Origin of the sequence: Paenibacillus sp. S150 (genome assembly GCF_019352175.1) — a bacterium.
In the GTDB taxonomy this organism is placed as follows: domain Bacteria; phylum Bacillota; class Bacilli; order Paenibacillales; family Paenibacillaceae; genus Paenibacillus_AQ.
Window position 1 is genome coordinate 36,109 of record NZ_JACBYI010000010.1, and the last position, 18,672, is coordinate 54,780.

The 18,672-nt window shown below is 53.5% G+C and carries 13 protein-coding genes, 2 pseudogenes and 1 riboswitch; of the genes and pseudogenes, 7 read left to right on the forward strand and 8 right to left on the reverse strand.

Annotated features, from left to right (window positions below; genetic code table 11):
- Positions 1 to 31: 31 nt before the first annotated feature.
- On the reverse strand, positions 32 to 1,423 hold the full coding sequence (locus HYD27_RS12000; protein WP_219215353.1) for an aldehyde dehydrogenase: 1,392 nt from the start codon (positions 1,421 to 1,423) through the stop codon (positions 32 to 34).
- 128 nt (positions 1,424 to 1,551) lie between these two features.
- Entirely contained in the window at positions 1,552 to 2,259 is a 708-nt protein-coding gene (locus HYD27_RS12005) for a Crp/Fnr family transcriptional regulator (protein ID WP_219215355.1), read from the reverse strand.
- A 141-nt stretch (positions 2,260 to 2,400) separates the two neighbouring features.
- Between HYD27_RS12005 and hcp the strand changes: the two genes are divergently transcribed.
- Positions 2,401 to 4,053 (forward strand): hydroxylamine reductase, encoded by a 1,653-nt coding sequence (hcp, locus tag HYD27_RS12010; protein WP_219215356.1) that lies wholly within the window; start codon positions 2,401 to 2,403, stop codon positions 4,051 to 4,053.
- 117 nt (positions 4,054 to 4,170) lie between these two features.
- Here hcp and HYD27_RS12015 read toward each other — a convergent pair.
- Together HYD27_RS12015 and HYD27_RS12020 are read right to left on the reverse strand one after the other, a co-directional pair.
- A pseudogene (locus tag HYD27_RS12015) lies at positions 4,171 to 5,147 on the reverse strand (aldo/keto reductase).
- Positions 5,148 to 5,168: 21 nt separating this feature from the next.
- On the reverse strand, positions 5,169 to 6,083 hold the full coding sequence (locus HYD27_RS12020; protein WP_219215359.1) for a LysR family transcriptional regulator: 915 nt from the start codon (positions 6,081 to 6,083) through the stop codon (positions 5,169 to 5,171).
- A gap of 95 nt (positions 6,084 to 6,178) precedes the next feature.
- Between HYD27_RS12020 and HYD27_RS12025 the strand changes: the two genes are divergently transcribed.
- Together HYD27_RS12025 and HYD27_RS12030 are read left to right on the forward strand one after the other, a co-directional pair.
- Positions 6,179 to 7,072: a DMT family transporter gene (locus tag HYD27_RS12025; protein ID WP_219215361.1), complete on the forward strand. Its 894-nt coding sequence runs from the start codon at positions 6,179 to 6,181 to the stop codon at positions 7,070 to 7,072.
- A gap of 12 nt (positions 7,073 to 7,084) precedes the next feature.
- Positions 7,085 to 7,686, forward strand: a pseudogene (locus tag HYD27_RS12030) (flavin reductase family protein).
- A gap of 111 nt (positions 7,687 to 7,797) precedes the next feature.
- On the opposite strand, the gene HYD27_RS12035 reads toward HYD27_RS12030, so the two are convergent.
- Together HYD27_RS12035 and HYD27_RS12040 are read right to left on the reverse strand one after the other, a co-directional pair.
- A complete protein-coding gene (locus tag HYD27_RS12035; RefSeq protein WP_219215363.1) occupies positions 7,798 to 9,687 on the reverse strand; it encodes a flagellar assembly protein A in 1,890 nt (629 codons plus the stop codon).
- A 106-nt stretch (positions 9,688 to 9,793) separates the two neighbouring features.
- A riboswitch (cyclic di-GMP riboswitch) is annotated at positions 9,794 to 9,888 on the reverse strand.
- A 471-nt stretch (positions 9,889 to 10,359) separates the two neighbouring features.
- Positions 10,360 to 11,460, reverse strand: coding sequence for an FUSC family protein (locus tag HYD27_RS12040; protein ID WP_219215365.1), 1,101 nt, complete (start codon positions 11,458 to 11,460; stop codon positions 10,360 to 10,362).
- Between the two features lie 296 nt (positions 11,461 to 11,756).
- Between HYD27_RS12040 and HYD27_RS12045 the strand changes: the two genes are divergently transcribed.
- Genes HYD27_RS12045 through HYD27_RS12060 form a run of 4 tightly spaced genes read left to right on the forward strand, consistent with a single transcriptional unit; the run spans position 11,757 to position 15,571 of the window.
- On the forward strand, positions 11,757 to 12,881 hold the full coding sequence (locus tag HYD27_RS12045; protein WP_219215368.1) for an ABC transporter ATP-binding protein: 1,125 nt from the start codon (positions 11,757 to 11,759) through the stop codon (positions 12,879 to 12,881).
- Positions 12,871 to 13,677 carry an ABC transporter permease gene (locus HYD27_RS12050; RefSeq protein ID WP_219215370.1) on the forward strand — a complete coding sequence of 269 codons (807 nt, stop codon included), beginning with the start codon at positions 12,871 to 12,873 and terminating at the stop codon, positions 13,675 to 13,677. The genes HYD27_RS12045 and HYD27_RS12050 overlap by 11 nt, the downstream gene beginning before the upstream one ends.
- The gene (locus HYD27_RS12055; protein ID WP_219215372.1) at positions 13,674 to 14,501 is read left to right on the forward strand and encodes an ABC transporter permease; all 828 of its coding nucleotides are present in this window, start codon (positions 13,674 to 13,676) and stop codon (positions 14,499 to 14,501) included. The genes HYD27_RS12050 and HYD27_RS12055 overlap by 4 nt, the downstream gene beginning before the upstream one ends.
- A complete protein-coding gene (locus HYD27_RS12060; protein ID WP_219215374.1) occupies positions 14,498 to 15,571 on the forward strand; it encodes an ABC transporter substrate-binding protein in 1,074 nt (357 codons plus the stop codon). The genes HYD27_RS12055 and HYD27_RS12060 overlap by 4 nt, the downstream gene beginning before the upstream one ends.
- A gap of 1,215 nt (positions 15,572 to 16,786) precedes the next feature.
- Here HYD27_RS12060 and HYD27_RS12065 read toward each other — a convergent pair.
- Both HYD27_RS12065 and HYD27_RS12070 read right to left on the reverse strand, forming a co-directional pair.
- Positions 16,787 to 17,461 carry a hypothetical protein gene (locus HYD27_RS12065; protein ID WP_219215376.1) on the reverse strand — a complete coding sequence of 225 codons (675 nt, stop codon included), beginning with the start codon at positions 17,459 to 17,461 and terminating at the stop codon, positions 16,787 to 16,789.
- A 204-nt stretch (positions 17,462 to 17,665) separates the two neighbouring features.
- A complete protein-coding gene (locus HYD27_RS12070) occupies positions 17,666 to 18,490 on the reverse strand; it encodes a class I SAM-dependent methyltransferase (RefSeq protein ID WP_219215378.1) in 825 nt (274 codons plus the stop codon).
- Between the last annotated feature and the right edge of the window lie 182 nt (positions 18,491 to 18,672).

The following is an 18,672-nucleotide window of genomic DNA, read 5'->3' on the forward strand; positions in this document are numbered from 1 at the left end:
GGCTAAGGAAATTTCCGAATCTGAACGTTCGTTATTTCAGCAGCTTCCGCGCCAGCTTCACCTTATTGCCATAAGGCGGGTAGACAATGCCGAAATCGATTCGGGTGCTTCGCTTCACAATGCTTTTGCGGTGCGAAAAAACATCGAAGCTGTACTTGCCGTGGTAGCCGCCGGTGCCGGAGCTGCCTACACCGCCAAAAGGCAGATAGGTGCTGGCCGCATGGGTGATCGTATCATTGACGCAGCCGCCGCCGAACGGAATCCGGCCCAGAACTTCCTTCTCTACCTTTTTATCTTCCGTGAACAAGTAGAGTGCCAGCGGCTTGGGATGCCCGTTAATCGACTGAATGGCGGCTTCCAGGCGCTGGTATTCCATAATTGGCAATACGGGTCCAAAAATCTCATCGGCCATGGAGGCGTCACTCCAGGCGGCCGGGTAGATCAGGGTTGGCTCAATGTAGAGCTCCTCCGGTATTACGCTTCCGCCCAGAATCAGCTTATCGCGGTCCTTTCCGATCATTCCGGCAATCCGCTGCAGCTGCCGTTCATTGACGATCCGGCCGTAATCCGGGTTCTGCCGAATATTTTCGCCGTAAAAAACAGTGACATAATGCTTGATCCGGCTGATCAGCTCCGCTGCAACTTCGCTGTGGACCAGCAAATAATCCGGTGCAATGCAGGTCTGCCCCACATTGATCAGCTTGCCCCAGACAATCCGCTTCGCCGCAGCCTCCAGATTGGCACTCTTGTCGACAATAACAGGGCTTTTGCCGCCGAGCTCCAGCGTGACCGGCACCAGATTTTTGGCGGCGGCTTCCATGACGATCTTGCCGACCGGAACGCTGCCGGTGAAGAATATATAATCGAATTTGGCATGGATCAGCGCGCTTGTTGTTTCTTTCTCCCCCTGAACCACCCGAATGTAGGCCGGTTCAAAGGTCCCGCTGATCATATCCTCAATGACCGCTGAGACGGCGGGAGTATTCTCCGAAGGCTTCAGAACTGCACAGTTCCCGGCAGCGATAGCGCCGATCAGCGGCTCGATCAGCAGCTGGAACGGATAGTTGAACGGGCCGATAATGAGCACAGTTCCGAAAGGCTCGCTAATAATGCGACTTCTGGCCGGGAACATATGCAGCGGCGACTTCGCCTTGGCGGGCTTCGCCCAGCGCTTCAGATGCTTCATCATGTATCCGATGCTGTCGAGGGTGAAGCCGATCTCGGTGGCGTAGGCCTCGAACTCGCTTTTGTGCAGGTCCTGATTCAGCGCAGCGATAATCCGGGCTTCGCTGCGCTGAATGGCATCCTTCAGCTTCTGCAGCTGCGCCAGCCGGAAGGCAATCTCCCTGGTGGCTCCGCTGTTGAATAATTCTCCGGCTTCCCTTAGCATTTGCTCTACACTTTGTGTCGTTGCTTCCGGCATCTGGAACCCTCCATTATAGAATTGGATATGAACTGAACTTAATGCTGTACTAAACAAGGCTTATGCCGCGGCTGCGGTGAAGGTTTGGAAGCAGCTCATTTTATACACCGGGTGTGCTGCAGACCGCTTCAGCTTCTGCCGTCAGGCGCAGTCTGGATACTGTGTATGTAATTCCTCATTTGTTCCTGTTCCAGCAGGGTGATTTCGCGGCCCTTGAACCGGAGCCAGCCCTGGTCACGCAGAATTCCCATTTCACGGGAAAGCGAAGGCCGTGCCGTATTTAAATGCTCCGCCCATTCCTTCCTGCTGAAAGGAAGCTTTAACAGGCCGGAGGCCTGCAGCTCTGCCTGCTCCAGCAGAAAATCAATAATCCGCCTCCGCAAGGGTCCGGCTGACAGATTCTCAATCTTCCGGTTAACCAGCACCAGGCGCTCGGACAAATTCTCGATGAACCGGGTCAGCATCTCTGTATCTGCCGTGAACATCCGCAGCAGCTCCTGCTTGCCGATGAACATGACGGTGCAGGGATCGGCGGCGGTTACCGTGGCGGGGGCCCTGTTGTCCCGGCGGAACAGCACGGCTTCGCCAATGGTTTGGCCTTCATTCAGATGGGCGATGGTTACACCGCTGCCGTTGGGATGGTTCTTCTGCACTTCCACCCGTCCGGAGAGCACGATGCCGAGCCGGTCGGCAGTGTCGCCTTCGGCCAGAATCACAGCTTTCCGGGGAAAGCCGCTGACGGTATACATCATCTTTTGCAGCAGAGACTCGATCTCTTCCACAGACTGTCCCCGAAACAGCAGACAGGCCTGCAGCACGGCAGCGTCCGGTTTCATAGATTTCCTCCAAACCGCCAGTATTCGGTAACATCCGTTACCGATTGTTAGACGAAAGTTTACTACAATTACTGGTAACTGTAAAGGCGGGATGAAGAGTGTCCTGGCAAGGTTCCAATAACCCGAAGGAGTGAATGTGTAATGAGCGAAATGTTCTGTTTTCAATGTCAGGAGGCGGCTAAGGGATCAGGCTGCACCATCCAGGGAGTCTGCGGCAAAACGAGCGAGGTGGCGAATCTTCAGGATCTGCTGCTGTATACGCTGAAAGGCATTTCCATCTTTGCGCGGCGGGGGCGCGAGCTTGGCATCACCGATCCGGCCACTGAGAAATTTATAATTGGCAGCATGTTCACCACTATCACCAATGCGAATTTCACCCCGGAGCACTTCACAGCCGGCATCAGAGAAGGACTGGCCCTTCGTGACCAGTGGAAGGAGAGACTGAAGAAGGCAGGAGCGGAGGCTCCGCTCTCTAATCATGATGCGGCACGCTGGGTTGCCGGTACGGATGGAGAGCTGCTGCAGAAAGCGCAGACTGTGGGCGTTCTTGCTACAGAGCATGAGGATATCCGTTCCTTGCGCGAGCTGCTGGCCTACGGGCTGAAAGGGATGGCGGCCTATATGGAGCATGCGGCGGTGCTCGGATATTACGAGCCTGATGCGCAGGCTTTTATGGAAAAAGGCCTGGCGGCGGCGCTGGACGACACACTCGGCGGAGATGAGCTTACGGCGCTGGTTCTGGAATGCGGGAAGCTGGGGGTTAATGTGATGGCACTGCTGGACCGGGCCAATACGTCAACTTACGGCAGCCCGGAAATTACCAGAGTAAATATCGGCGTGGGCGCCCGCCCGGGGATTCTGATCAGCGGACATGATCTGAAGGATATGGAGGCGCTGCTGAAGCAGACGGAGGGCACCGGAGTGGATGTGTACACACACAGTGAGATGCTGCCGGCCCACTACTACCCCGCGTTTAAGAAGTACAGCCATTTTGCAGGCAATTACGGCAACGCCTGGTGGAAGCAAACGGAGGAATTCGAGAGCTTTAACGGTCCGGTTCTAATGACTACGAACTGCATTGTACCGCCCAAGGAAAGCTATAAAAACCGTCTGTACACCACAGGACACACCGGCTTCCCCGGAGTACGGCATATTGCGGCGGGCGGGAACGGGGAGAAGGATTTCTCCGCGATCATTGAACAGGCCAGGGGCTGTGAAGCGCCTACCGAAATTGAGACTGGCGAGATTGTCGGCGGCTTCGCCCACGCTGCGGTAATGAATGTGGCCGATCAGGTTGTAGAGGCTGTGCAGAGCGGTGCGATTAAGCAGTTTTTCGTGATGGCGGGCTGCGACGGCCGGATGAAGAGCCGGAAATACTATACGGATTTTGCTGCCGAGCTGCCGGCGGATACGGTGATCCTGACGGCGGGCTGCGCGAAATACAAATACAATAAGCTGGCGCTTGGCGAGATCGGCGGAATTCCCCGCGTACTGGATGCCGGACAATGCAACGATTCCTACTCCCTGGTCGTTATTGCGCTGAAGCTGAAGGAGGTATTCGGGCTGGAGGACATCAACGATCTGCCGATTGCCTATAATATTGCCTGGTACGAGCAGAAGGCGGTTATTGTACTGCTGGCACTGCTGCATCTGGGAGTCCGGAACATTCACCTCGGTCCCACACTGCCGGCCTTTCTCTCCCCGAATGTGGCCGAAGTGCTGGCAGACACCTTTGGCATTAGCGGCATAACCAGTGTAAAAGAGGACATGGAGCATTTTATTGCTGCGGGATAACCCGGACCGGATAAAAATAAGCCGGACACGGTCTCCCCTGGGAGAGTAGCCTTAACCTGCCGAAGCAAGAGAGCCTCCGCCATAAAATGCCTTTGACCAGTCCCTTATCCGCTTCCGTTACGGCAGCCGGTAAACGGCAAACGGCTCGCCGCTGCGGAAGGAGCGGCTGGCTTCTTCCAGCCTGTCCAGGGTCTGCGCATCGAGCGAAGCGCTGGTGCTGTGCAGATTCTGCTGCAGCTGCCGGACGCTTGTGGCCCCGACGATCACAGTGGAGACGGCAGGTCTGCCCATCAGCCAGGCTAAGGCCAGCTCTGCCGGCGAGAGGCCCAGTTCCTCCGCCATCCGGCTCACCTTGCTTCCCAGCTCAATCCGCTCGGGAGTAAGGAAGCGGCTGAAGCCGGGATCAGTTTGCGCTCTGGAGCCGGCGGGTGCGGCAACGTTCCCGGCATATTTGCCTGTGAGAATGCCTCCGGCCAGCGGAAAGTATGGGATAATGCCAATTCCCTGATCCAGACAGAGGGGCAGCAGCTCAGTCTCCGGTGTGCGGTCGGCAAGAGAATAGCTGCACTGAATGGAGACATATTTGACCAGGTTGCGGGCTTCGCTGATACCAAGCGCCTTCATAAGTTCCCAGGCGGCATAGTTGGAAGCGCCGATATAGCGGACCTTGCCTGCGGTGACCATATCATCCAGGGTGCGGAGTGTCTCTTCCAGCGGAGTATAGGGATCGAAGGTGTGTGTATCTGGTACAGATCCACATAATCCGTCTTCAGGCGGCGCAGGCTGCCTTCCAGCTCCAGCATGAGATGATGGCGGGAAGAGCCGCTGCCTCCGGGGCCGGCATGTTTCGGCAGACCTGCCTTGGTGGCGAGAACAGCATCCTGCCGTCTGCCCGCAAGGGCCAGTCCGATGATTCTCTCCGATTCCGATCCCGCATAAATATTGGCGGTATCAATAAAGTTAATCCCCTGGTCCAGAGCGGCGTGAATAATTTCAATCGAGGTCTGTTGGTCGGCTCTCTTGCCGAAGGCATTGGTTCCCAGGCCCAGCGCCGTGACCTGCAGCCCGCTGTTGCCCAAACGATTTAGTTTCACTTCAATTCACTCCTTGTCTAATTAATCTTGTCCTGCCTGAATTTCGGGCGGCTCGGCGGCTGTACCCGGATCGGAGGTCAGCCTCAGTGCAGTATCCATAAACAGCCTGACGGCAATCGAAACCTCTGCAAGCGAGTTAACCGCAATATGAATATCCCGGTAGGCATCGGGAGCAAGCTCCCGGATGATCACGCCGGGAGGCAGCGAGAGCAGTGAGAGCTGGGACATCACGCCGACAGCCAGCCCCTCCTTGACCATATTAAGTGCGGTCAGATAGCTGCTGACCTCATATTTAACCTTCAGGTTGCTGCCGCCTCTCCTGAATAAATCGACTACAGGCGGCTCATAGCCGGCTCTGCAGATCAGCATGGGCTCGTCTTCCAGGTCCTTCACGCAAATGACATTCCTGTGCCGGAGCGGATGGTAGTCCTGAAGCACAGCATACAGCTTCTCCCGGAAGAGGGGAACGGAGTCGAACTCCCCGTCCGGCGGAATGATCAGTCCCACGTCAATGATCCGCGCTTCCAGCCATTCCTTGACCTCGGCGACCGTTCCTTCGTACAGCCTGATCTCGATCTCCGGGTAGCTGGCGGCGATAGCACGGATAATTTTCGGCACCAGATGGGCCGAGGCCACCGGAAACGCCCCGATGCGAATCAGTCCTTTCTCCAGCCCTTTTTCGGCTGAAATCTCCTGCTCCACTTTGTCATACCCGCTCAGAATTTCCCGGAAAATCACAAGAATACGCTTGCCGATATCGGTCAGCATCAGCCCGCTGCGCCGGTCGCGCAGCAGCAGCTTCACCGACAGCTCGGCCTCCAGCGAGGAGATGGCCCGGCTGACCGCAGGCTGGGTCATATTCATTTCCAGTCCGGCTTTGGTAAAGCTGCCGCTCTCGGCGATACTGACAAACAAACGAATTTGGTTATTGTTCATATCAGTTTTGGTATGCCCCTTATAAATATAATTCATTTCATTTATAACTGCTTTTAATGTATCATGGGTATGAAAACAGAACAAGGGGTGAATAAATGCGGCAGCAGAGGAAAACCATAGCTTTACTTATCTTTCTGGTTATAGTCTGGGGCATCAATTGGCCTCTCTCCAAAATTGCCTTAAATTACGCCCCGCCGCTCTTGTTTGCCGGCATCCGCACCGTGCTTGCCGGTGTGATTCTTATCACCGCCGCGCTCCCGAAGCGCAGGGAGCTGCAATTTAAGCGGCTATGGCCGGTCTATCTGATTTCGGCCTTTCTCAGCATCGTCTTCTATTACGGGTTCCAGACTATTGGCCTGCAGTATGTGCCTTCCGGTCTCTTCTCGGCTATTGTCTTCCTGCAGCCGGTGCTGCTTGGCATTTTCGCCTGGATCTGGCTGGGTGAGAGCATGTACGGGCTGAAGCTGGCCGGACTTCTGCTCGGATTCCTGGGCGTGGCCTCGCTTAGCATCGGCGGCTTCAACGGAAGCATTTCCGTTCCGGGAATTGTGCTCGCTCTGGCCAGTGCGCTGAGCTGGGCTTTTGCCACCGTCTATACCAAACGCAATGCCGCCCGTGTGGATATGCTGTGGATGACCGCCATGCAGATCATGCTGGGCGGAATCATTCTGCTGGCTGCCGGATCGGCGGCCGAGAGCTGGGCGGATATCACCTGGAACGCGGCTTTTATCGTGAATACATTATTTATCTCCGTATTCGTGATTGCTCTGGGCTGGATGGTATACTTCAGCCTGATTAAGGAAGGGGAGGCCGGCAGGGTGGGGTCGTTCACCTTCCTGATTCCGCTGATCTCCATCGGTTCAAGCGTAGTGCTCCTGCATGAGAGAGTCACCTTGAATCTGGTGATTGGAATGCTGCTTATTGTGGGCAGCATCGTTCTGGTTAATGTTCGAATAACCCGCAGAACCCTGAGACGCTCTACACATTAATGGAGGTGTTCCATGTATATCACTGCAGCCGATCAAACGGCGCATGATAATTACAAGCTGCTGATCGGCAGCATTATTCCCCGTCCGATTGCTTTTGTAACCTCGATGAATGAACAAGGCATAGTGACGCTGCCCCATTTAGTTTTTTTAATATTGTGAATGATGAGCCGCCAATGATTATGTTCTCCTGTGTGCGCAAGGCAACCGGAGAGATGAAGCACACCGCAAGCAACATTTTGGGCAATGGAGAGTTTGTAGTGCATATTGTGGACGAGGATAATATAGCGGCTGTTAATCACACCTCGATCAATGCCCCTGAAGGCATCAGCGAGCTGGAGTTGGCCGGATTGACACCGGTTCCCGGACAAATGATTCGGGTTCCGCGCATAGAGGAATGCAGGATCGCCATGGAATGCCGCCTCACGCGCCATGTGGAGCTGGGGCATTGCGACATGATAATCGGTGAAGTGCTCTGCTTCTATGTGGAGGATGAGCTGATTCGGGGTGGGCGCATCGATGCTGCCAAGCTGAAGCCGGTAAGCCGCCTTGCCGGTGCTTCCTACGCCGCCGTTGGCCGGACATTTGATCTGGAAAGACCGCAATACGAGTCTTGAGGACTCTGGAGAATGACCCTGCCGGATACCGCCCCCGAGGCTGTGCAGGGTCACTCTTATCTGTGAGGGTGCTTCCCGACATGCAGGAATGTATATAGCGGAAAAGAGGGGTCATTCAAATAAAGTGGAGGAGGCCTCCCCCTTGCATCCTTGCTTCAGTGTCTTGGCTGTGAAGGTAATATTCCCGCCGGCTTCGGTAATCTCTGTCCGATACCCGCCTACAGTTACAGATGCATTACAGATGCTGTGAACTGTGACTTGCTCGCCTGCAACCAGCGAAGAACCTGAAATTGACTTCCCGCAGACCTTCTGTGCGGCGATCGATCCGGCTGCTTCTATAGCGGAATCGATACATGAAGAGCCATCCTTCACAACATAAATATCGCCGCAGGAATACAGCTGGCTTAAGGCAATTCCCTCACCATGAATATGAATATCCCCGCCGGATTTGATGATGCTGTTCTGTGAGCCGGCAATATCAATCCGGACCAGTTCCTCCTGCAAAAGTTCAATTCCCTCCGCCAAATTTTTCAGCAGCCTCAGCAAAGAGCCTATTCCCGCATCGGTAATGCGTTCGGCAAGCTGTCCGGGTTGCAGAAAAACCTCTATCATGTGCTTCAGGATTTTGGTATCCTGCTGATAGTCAGCGTTCATTCCCGACAAGAGTTCCCGCATGTCGCTGATCAGACGGGGAAGGTGCTCATATTTGCCTTCCAGCAGCAGCATAATGACCAAGCCGTATTTCACCGTTTGCATCCGTGACTCGACAGTCTCGGCAAGATGCCTGGCGGCCTTCCTCAGACCGGCAATCTCCTTAATCAGCAGCCTGGAGAAGCTGATCAGCCGATTATGGGCAGCGCCAAAAGCTCCTGCATATAGCTCGCTCTCCACGGCTTTGCCGCTGATGAATATGCTTCCTGTAGCAGTAATTCTGGAATTGCGCACATCACCGTAAATGTATACATTGCCCAAAGCTTCAATAACCGTATTCTTATTTAAATGATGAGCCGCGATAATATCACCCGGAAACATGATTGTACCCGCTTCTTCAGTGTCAGTCTGCGAAATCAGATAAGTCTGGGGGAAATCAATTGTTTTGATGAAGGTTCCGTTTCCGGTGATACGCGGTCTTCCCTTGCGGAGGGCAGATATCTCTCCGCTCGGAAGCAGTGCTGCATTGGGACCGGTCAGCAGTGTAAGATCCCGTGGCGGGGGTGGGGGAAGCACGCCGCCGTACACATCAAAGCCGGGAAGCCCTGGTTGGGGCGGCAGCTTCTGCGCAAACACTTCGCCTTCCTGCACAAGAAGGAATTCCTGGCGGCCAGGTTCACCTGCAGGCTGATCCACATACTTGAATTCATTTTCTATTTTCTTCTGATATAACAGTTCGAGCCTCGCATTTGTTCCGGGAATAGGAGCTTTGCCTTCTGCAATACAGACAGGGAGATAGGTAGGATTACTCAGCTCTTCGTAAAGGGCAGGGATATTGAGGCTGCTGACAATGGGGCTTATCTCAAAGCCAGCCATAATCTGCTCTATGGACAGGATAGACAACAGCGCCTCGCGGTTCATCTCTGCGCGAACAGTGACATCGGCTGAAGCCGGATTGTTGACCAGATTCCAGGCATATCTTTCGGCACGGTAAAGAGTAAAGTATACTTTCAGCTTATCATCGGATACGGTAATCTGGTATTGCGGCTTCTCGCAAATTTCCCAGGTGAGATGATCTGCAGTGGTGATTGGAGTCGGTCCTGTTATGATGTGCCCGTTGTTCTTTAGCACTACAGGATGTATAGCGGAGATAACTGCCGGTTTGCCGCCGGCCAGAGGTGGAGTGATGAAAATTTGGTTATTCTGGATAATGATAACGCCATTCTTGGACCTGTCTGTTCCGCCAAACGTCTGAGCATCCACAGAGTAAAGAGTCAGGAGATCAGGCTTGCCAAGAAGCATGGAAGCAATGAACTCGTACCGTGAACGTTCGATAATATGCTGCGGCATTCTCGTAACCTCACTTTTTCGTATAATCAATGGTATCTGGACAGAAAAGAGCATCATGGAGCCGTGATACGATATCTTAGAGGATACCCGACCAAATGGCGTCTCTATTGGCAGCCTGGCGGCCGTAAATGCAGCTTCTGCGGCACTCTTAGGCCCGTGGCTTTGCGTCCTGCCCTTTCGGGCAGTTTGCCTTTAGGAATAGATCAATGATATATACTCAGTATGAGGCAAACTAGATCGACTACAATCGACAAAAGTGGTCAATACTGGTATGCAGTCCAAAAAAACTTCTGCAAACAACATTAATTCTAGTACTTTAGTAGCTGATTTTCAACTAGAATAATTAAATTTGACTATAAATAAGGAATAATGTAACTAATTGTTGAATAATTTACAAAATAATGAAATCAACAAAATTACTTTTATTCAACTCTGTAGAACACACGGGAGGATATCAAGGAATGGCTTATAAAATCCTTGCGGTATTTTATTCTTGCAGGGTTATGTGCTGCTGTTTGTGCCGAAAGGAACTAAGCAGCCCGTTATGCAAAGAGAAAATGCGGAGAGGAAATATGGGGTGCGGGAGGGAATAATAAACGGATGCAAGATATGGATTATCACTGGAGCGTCAAGGGGTGCATCAGGACCGGAAAAAAAGGGACACTCCCGAGCCTATAGCTTCTGGGAGAGTCCCTTTTGTATGAGGCGCATGGCGCGGGAAGCTTCGGCCTTGACCTTTTGCGGTGCGGCTGACATCACCACATAGTCGGCCTGCTCAATTTCCTCCAGCACCCGGTTCAGGTGGGAGAAGACCGCGCCGAGATCACGAATGGAGGTCAGCGAGCATTGCCCCTGCAGCTCGGAGAACCAGGCAAGCTGCAGATCGCGGGCCCGGCGCAGCAATTCGGGAAGTGAACGCTGGCATTCGGCGTCCGACAGGGTCTTGGTGCCGTAGAGAGCGATGCAGTCGGCTGTTGCGGTCATAATCTCCGCCATCCAGTCGGCTGCCGCATAATGAGCAGGCAGCCGCGTGATTTCAGCGCGGATTTCCTTCACATAGGAGTGGATCTTCTTTAAATGTGCGGTTGCCTGCGACAGTTCCCGCAGTTCGCTGCGGCACTGGTAATGCGTTAAGGTAAAGTGCAGCTCCTTCTGCAGCAGCTCGCTCCTGCTCAGCAGTGCAGCAGAGCGTGTCAGTATGTCTGAAGCCTGGTCGGCTCCCCGCCGGCAGCCGCTTTGATCGCTTAGGGCATCGGCCAGCAGCAGACTGCCATCCAATGCCAAGCCTTTAACCTTGACGAACCCCTTGGGCGGAACGATAATCATATTGATGATTAGGGCAATGGCTACACCGATAAGGGTTTCGGCGACCCGCCACTCGATATAATGGTCTTGATAGAAGGTAAGGGCCAGAACAGAGGTTACGCCCACTTGGGAAATCGCCTGGATGTTGATCCGGCAGGCAGTGGCGACTCCAATGCCGATCAGCAGCATCAGCAGAATGGAGAGTGCGCCAACATCGAAGAAGCTGCCTACAATGAGGCTGACAATTCCGCCGAGCACAATGCCGGTCAAGCGGTAGACGCCCTTTTCCAGGGAGGCCTTGACGCTCCCCTGTGTGATCAGAATCGCCGCCAGCGGAGCGAAATACAAGTAGCTGTCTCCATACAGGGTATGTACTGCCAGCCAGGAGAGGGAAGCGGCCAGTGTAACACGTATCATATATAAAGACAGTCCGAATTTCTCCAGGCGGTCCTGTAAGCCTTCGTTCATGCATGTCATCTTCTTTCGGGATATTAAGAAAAAATGAAATTGGTTTTCAGTCGTTTTCATTATAGCACCGCAAAACAGGCACGGAGAGCTTTAAATTTTACGAACTTGTTAAGTTTCCGGTACCACATTTAACAATGTAGGCTATCGCATATATAGGTCTAATCCTTTATGCTATATATTATTATAGAATGTCGAAGCAAGGGAGGAATTGTCGCTTACACGCGCTGAGCATGCCGTTTCGATTGTCCCCCGCAAGAAGCGGGTAAAATAGGTTGTAATACATAAGGTAAGGGAGGTTGTTAGCTATAGCTACCCCGGAAGGCACTATTATTTCTTTTGACCAGGTAATCAAGCAATACGACGACGAAGAGCCCGTGTTAAAAGGTGTGAGCTTCGAGATCGAACGCGGCAAATTCTACACTCTGCTGGGGCCGTCGGGCTGCGGCAAGACGACCATTCTGCGTCTCATCGCCGGTTTCGCCGAGCCGACCGAAGGCTCTATCTATCTGGACGGACAAATCATCAACCACATTCCCGCCAATGAGCGGCAGGTTAATACGGTTTTTCAGGACTACGCCCTGTTTCCCCACCTGAACGTATTCGAGAATGTGGCCTTCGGACTGCGCATTAAGAAGCTTAAGAAGGATGCAATCGCGCAAAAGGTGCAGGAGGCGCTGCGCTTCGTCAACCTTGTGGGCTACGATCAGCGCGCCATTAATGAAATGTCCGGCGGGCAAAGGCAACGGGTGGCCATCGCCCGCGCCATCGTCAACGAGCCGCAGGTGCTGCTGCTGGACGAGCCGCTGTCGGCGCTGGATCTGAAGCTGCGCACGGAGATGCAGTATATTCTGCGGGAGATGCAGCAGCGGCTCGGCATTACCTTCATCTTCGTGACCCATGACCAGGAAGAGGCACTCGCGATGTCGGACTGGATCTTTGTCATGAACGGCGGACGGATCGAGCAGAGCGGCACCCCCAATGATATTTATGATGAGCCAATCAACCGCTTCGTGGCCGATTTCATCGGGGAGTCGAACATTGTGCCGGGTGTGATGATTGACGATTACCTCGTGGAGTTTAACGGGCACCGTTTCGAATGTGTTGATGCCGGGCTCAAACGGAATGAAGCGGTGGAGATTGTCATCCGTCCCGAGGATCTGGAGATTGCCGCGCTTGAGCAGGGCAAGCTGCGCGTGCGCGTGGACTCCCAGCTGTTCCGCGGTGTGCATTATGAGATCAGCTGCTACGATGAGTCCGGCCATGAGTGGCTGGTCCATTCCACACGCAAGGCGGAGGTGGGCAGCGAGATCGGGCTTTATTTTGATCCGGAAGCGATTCATGTCATGCGCTTCGGTGAAACGGAGGAAGAGTTCGACAAACGCCTGGAAGCTTACAGCGAGGTGGAAAGCCATGAACGCTAAGGGCCGGTCGTATCATCTCATCCCCTACTATTTATGGATCGCGCTGTTTGTCATTGCGCCGGTGCTTCTGGTCATCTATTATTCCCTGTTCGATCTGGACGGGCATCTCACGCTGGGTAATTATGTGAATTTCTTTACACCCATATATATGAAGATGATGCTTAACTCCTTCTGGTATGCGTTCCTGATCACATTGTTCTCACTGTTGGTTGCCTATCCGGCGGCTTATCTGCTGACCCGGACGAAGCATAAGCAGCTGTGGCTCCTGCTGATCATCCTGCCAACGTGGATTAATCTGCTGCTGAAGACGTATGCGTTCATCGGCATCTTCGGCACCTTCGGTCCGGTCAACAATTTCTTCGGCCTGCTCGGGATCGGGGAACAGCAGATTCTCTTTACAGGCTTCAGCTTTGTGTTTGTTTCGGTCTATATTTTTATTCCATTCATGATCCTGCCGATCTTCAGTGCCCTGGAGGAGCTGAATTTGTCGCTGGTGGATGCCGCGCGCGATTTGGGCGCGTCCGGGTGGACGACGTTCCGGCGGGTGATTTTTCCGCTCACGATTTCCGGGGTTCGTTCCGGCTGCATGGCTGTATTTATTCCGGCATTGTCGCTGTTCATGATTACACGCCTCATCGCCGGCAACCGGGTCATTACGCTGGGGACTGCGATTGAGCAGCATTTCCTGGTTACTCAGGACTGGGGAATGGGCTCCACTGTTGCCGTCTTCCTGATCGTCATTATGGCGCTCTTCATGGTGCTGACGGGCGGCTCGCGGAAAGGGGTGCGCCAGTGAGGAATCGAAACGGATTGGCCAATCTCTATCTGGTGCTGGTCTTCGCGGTGCTGTATGCGCCAATTCTGTATCTGATGTATTACTCGTTCAACAGCGGGGGTACGATGCATGAATTTGAAGGCTTCACACTGGATTATTACCGCGAGGTCCTTCAGGATACACGGCTGATCATTATTGTCATCAATACGCTGGTGATTGCGCTGCTGTCTTCGGCGATTGCTACGCTGATTGCGATTATCGGCGCACTGGCCATACAGCGTGTCCGCAGCCGCCGGGCCAAAAACACGCTGCTCTCGCTGAACAACGTGCTGATCGTCAGCCCGGATGTAATCATCGGAGCCTCATTCCTGATTCTATTCACGATTGTCGGCGTTAAGCTCGGCTTCACCTCCGTGCTGCTCTCGCATGTGGCGTTCAGCGTGCCGATCGCCGTGCTGATGATCCTGCCGCATTTGCAGGAGATGAGTCCGACGCTTACGGATGCGGCCCGCGATCTTGGGGCGAGCCGCCGGGATGTGCTGACGAAGGTCATTCTGCCGATTATCAAGCCGGGGATCTTCAGCGGGTTTTTCATGGCGCTGACGTATTCGCTGGATGATTTTGCGGTGACGTTCTTCGTTACGGGCAACGGCTATTCCACGCTGTCGGTGGAGATCTACTCCCGGGCCCGGCAAGGGGTATCGCTGTCGATCAACGCGCTGTCAACGCTGATCTTCCTTTTCACCATTTTACTGGTGACCGGTTATTACTTCCTGAACCGCCGCAAGCACCGTCCGGCAGCGCTCTTGGCTGAGCCTGCGGCCGAAATGGGGGTGCCCAGATGAAGCAATTGATAAATACTTTTCTGGCTATTCTTATTGTTGCCTTTGGTCTGATCTTCCTCGCGTCCCGGCTGAACTCGGCTGAGGGATATTCGGGGGGCAATACGCTGACCATCTACAACTGGGGCGATTATATTGAGCCTGAGCTGCTCGACCAGTTCGAGGAGGAGACCGGAATTACGGTCATTTACCAGACTTTTGATTCGAATGAAGCCATGCTGACGAAGGTCGAACAGGGCGGAACGACCTTCGATGTAGTGGTCCCCTCCGACTATGCCATTGCCAAGATGCGGGAGGAGAACCTGCTGCTGCCGCTGGATAAAAGCAAAATCCCGAATCTGGCCAATATTGATTCAGAGTTTATGAATCTTTCATTCGACCCGGGCAACGAGTATTCCGTGCCCTATTTCTGGGGGACGGTCGGCATTATCTATAACCCGGACATGACTCAGGGCATGGATTTCAGCAGCTGGGACTCCCTGTGGGACAGCAGGCTGAAGAATAATATCTTCCTGGTGGATGGAGCCCGTGAGGTTATGGGCATGGCGCTGAACAGCCTGCACTATTCCGTCAATGATACGAATGAGGATCATCTGCAGGAAGCTCTGGACAAGCTGAATAAGCTCTCACCCAATGTGAAGGCAATTGTGGGCGACGAGATCAAAATGCTGCTTGCGAATGAGGAAGCGGCGGTTGGGATCGTATGGTCCGGCGATGCTTCGGAAATCATGGACGAGAATGACAAGCTGGATTATGTGGTGCCGGAGGAAGGCTCGAACAAATGGTTCGACAACATGGTTATTCCCCGCACGGCGGATAATGTGGATGGGGCGCACAAGTTCATTGACTTCATGCTCCGGCCTGATGTGGCTGCCAAAAACGCGGAATACGTAGGTTACTCCACACCGAACGTACCTGCACTGAAGCTGCTTCCGGCGGACATATCCGAGGATACCCGGTTCTACCCGCCAGCTGAAATCACCGACCGGCTTGAGGTCTATGACAACCTCGGCAAGCGGATGCTCGCCCACTACAACGAGCTGTTCCTGAAGTTCAAGATGAATAAGAAGTGAGTGGTTCAGGGATTAGGCCGGCCAAGCTTAGGCCGGCGCTGCACTGGCTGCCGGATGATGCTGGCCGCCTGTCGGCGCCTTCAGCCTGACAGTAACGAAAGAACGCCTGACACGGATATCCGCGTCAGGCGTTCTTTTCGCTTCGGCAGGGGCTGCTCCATTATGCAAGCTCTCGGAGCACAGGAACCCCGGACCCGAAACGCCGCCGTTGCTCCCCGGCCCCCAGACCCGGAACGCCGAACGTCGATCCCCGGCCCCTGACCCCTCAATGTCCTACCCAGAACGCCAAACCCTGGACCCGAAACGCCGTCGTTGCTCCCCGGCCCCCAGACCCGGAACGCCGAACGTCGATCCCCGGTCCCTGATCCCTGAATGTCCTACCCAGAAGCCAAACCCCGGACCCGAAACGCCGTCGTTGCTCCCCGGCCCCCAGACCCGGAACGCCGAACGTCGATCCCCGGCCCTTGACCCCTGAATGTCCTACCCAGAAGCCAAACCCTGGACCCGAAACGCCCAGTGGTGGCTCGCACCGGTCTATTCAAGTAATTTAGCCTCTCCAGACAATTTAATGGGATTTTCTACACTTAAATTCAATTGCCGGAAGCTTCAAAGACAGCTAGTGGGAAAAAGTATACTTAAATCCCCTGATTTAGTGAGTATCAGGTAAAAAAGGCATAATTAGTTTTACTTTTTCCACTTAAACTTGAAAAAAACGCCCAAGCCAATAGATTAGTTTTACTTTTTCCACTTAGCCCATGCGGAGGGGGAGCTGCCTTCACAAGCTCATGCTGGCAACTGCAAATCATCGATATTATTACCGAGAGTAGTCGAGTTAAATGAAAGAAACGGAAATTGCGTAACGGACAACTGGAATTGCAACATTTTCGGCTCAAGCGCAGTGATATTTGACGAGAATCAGCAGTTAAACGGGAATCAGCAAGTTAAAGCAGCTTCGGTAAGACTACACACCGGAGGGCCAAGTGAAAATCCAATACGGTCGGACTAAACGGTTCCATGTTAAAGGAAAATGCGACATAGCTGAGTAACCCAAATAGCTATGTAACCCAAAACTCAAACAGCTATGTAACCCAAAACTCAAACTGCTATGCAACCAAAATAGCTAAGTAAACCCAATTACTCCGGATAAACCCGCCCGCCAATACGAAACTACTAATGCTCAACAAAAATACATCACCGCGAAGTTCCTTTTTTTAACTAACTGAAGTACTCCAGAACCCCGCGGGCCAGCTCATAGCGGACAATTCTTTGCTGTTGACCTTCCCCGGTCGGGAGGAGCCAGCCTTTGTCGGTTAGACTCCGCAGGATTCGGACCGCTGTTTTGTAATTGATATCGAAATGCTGCTTCACATCGTGCGGGCGGATGGGACGTGCCAGTTGTACCGCCAGCCGGATTACTTCTTGTTCCATGAGCCGGATACGCGACACCGGTGCTTCAGCCGGCTGATACCTGCCCAGCACCATGCGCAGCAAGGTTATGCAGAGCTCGGGCCGTTGCTCCACATCATCGTAGGCAAAAGAAATCACATGATAGCCCATGGCATACAGGAACGTTTCGCGGTTCAGCTCGCTGCAGTACTTCTGGCGGTCCATATCACGCACATGTGACGCATAGCCCTTGATTTCGATGAGCAGCTTGATATACCCGGGCAGCCAGGCGAAGTCGGCAAAATAGGATCTTCCCCGCCAGTCCGTCAACTCGTATTCGGGATGAAGTCCTGTAAAGTTGCCCCGAAGCGGCCACCAGACATTCCGCAGGAATAAAATTTCAGCGTGCTGATGGCCTCGATTAAGCCTTCCCCGCCGCTCTCCCGCAGGTCTGGCCGCCAGGTGTCCGTTTATAAAATGCAAATGTGCTTCTTCAAATTCCAATAGATTCACGCTCCCTGTAAAAATAAAATAAAAAACGCCCCGGCTTCCCCTTGGAGGGCAACCGGGACGTTCTTCGTCTCGCTTAAATTCGCTTCAATAAATTTAATTCTACCACGAAAAGTATAGCTCTACCACGAATTATAGTCTAACACAAGGTATAGGTCAAACACGTTCGTTATGCCTAAAATAAAAGCCGTAAAACGGCTATTTCACCCCGACCCTCATCCGGTAGCTGATCAGCATGGGCAGGGTCCGTCCTTGAAAATACTGCTCCACATCTGCCGAGAAACCGGCAATGTCCTGCGTAAGCGCGGAGGGGGCGAGCTTCAGGACCGTTTGGATTCCGCCCTGGCTGAGCGCGAGCCCGACATACCGCTGCGCATCGCAGTTTTCCGTATTATGAAAAACAATTTCCCGCGCATAGGAGAACTCCCCGCTGGCTTTTATTCTGCCCAAATGCCCTTCTTTGTCCCATTTGTGAGCCTGCTCGGCAGCGGGCTGAAGCCCGGCGAGCAGATTATCGGAAGTGGAGATCAACTGGTTATAGCGTGCCTCAATCGCGGGCTGCAGCACCAGCGGCCAATCACAATCATAGGCGGCGAACACTCCGCCCGGGCGCAGGCAGCGGGAAATTTCCCGGAGCGTGCTTGTCGGGTCCATCCAATGAAATGACTGCGAGCAGGTGATGATGTCCACGCTGTCCGGCAGGAAAGGAAGCTGGTTCGAAAAGCCCTGCACAAAGGAAAGCGATTGCGGCGGATTCTCCAGGAGCCGCAGCTTATCGAGCGCCTTGCCCAGCATATCCGGGTTGGGCTCTACGCCGGTTACACGATCTGCGGCATCCTTCCACAGGAAGGTGGACAGCCCGGTTCCACAGCCCACGTCGGCTACCAATGAAGGCCTGCGGCCCAAGTAAGTGGCCAGCAGTTCGGTAACTATCGGTGGAGCCTCGGGCCGGTAGCGGTCGTAATCGTCCTGAAATCCCAGAAACCGCTCAATATTCGGCTTGCTGTTGCCTGTAGGAATCATAAATTTATAACCTCCTCGCGAATGCTGATCTATACTTCTATTCTATACAGGCTTAGTCGCAATGCCAAATGGGAATGTGTAAAATACAACTGTTTTCTTGGCTTAAATATCCGGGAACACCGAGATACGGCGATATGTGACCAGCTTGCACGAGTACCTTCGCGTGCATCTGCGGAAGAAGC

What these genes read in the sequence shown, in the direction of transcription:
- HYD27_RS12005 (WP_219215355.1), bottom strand. Translation starts at nt 2,259, where the DNA reads ATGAAACCGGACGCTGCCGTGCTGCAGGCCTGTCTGCTGTTTCGGGGA.
- HYD27_RS12040 (WP_219215365.1), bottom strand. Translation starts at nt 11,460, where the DNA reads ATGAACGAAGGCTTACAGGACCGCCTGGAGAAATTCGGACTGTCTTTA.
- HYD27_RS12070 (WP_219215378.1), bottom strand. Translation starts at nt 18,490, where the DNA reads ATGATTCCTACAGGCAACAGCAAGCCGAATATTGAGCGGTTTCTGGGA.
- HYD27_RS12035 (WP_219215363.1), bottom strand. Translation starts at nt 9,687, where the DNA reads ATGCCGCAGCATATTATCGAACGTTCACGGTACGAGTTCATTGCTTCC.
- HYD27_RS12025 (WP_219215361.1), top strand. Translation starts at nt 6,179, where the DNA reads ATGCGGCAGCAGAGGAAAACCATAGCTTTACTTATCTTTCTGGTTATA.
- HYD27_RS12000 (WP_219215353.1), bottom strand. Translation starts at nt 1,423, where the DNA reads ATGCCGGAAGCAACGACACAAAGTGTAGAGCAAATGCTAAGGGAAGCC.
- HYD27_RS12050 (WP_219215370.1), top strand. Translation starts at nt 12,871, where the DNA reads ATGAACGCTAAGGGCCGGTCGTATCATCTCATCCCCTACTATTTATGG.
- hcp (WP_219215356.1), top strand. Translation starts at nt 2,401, where the DNA reads ATGAGCGAAATGTTCTGTTTTCAATGTCAGGAGGCGGCTAAGGGATCA.
- HYD27_RS12020 (WP_219215359.1), bottom strand. Translation starts at nt 6,083, where the DNA reads ATGAACAATAACCAAATTCGTTTGTTTGTCAGTATCGCCGAGAGCGGC.
- HYD27_RS12060 (WP_219215374.1), top strand. Translation starts at nt 14,498, where the DNA reads ATGAAGCAATTGATAAATACTTTTCTGGCTATTCTTATTGTTGCCTTT.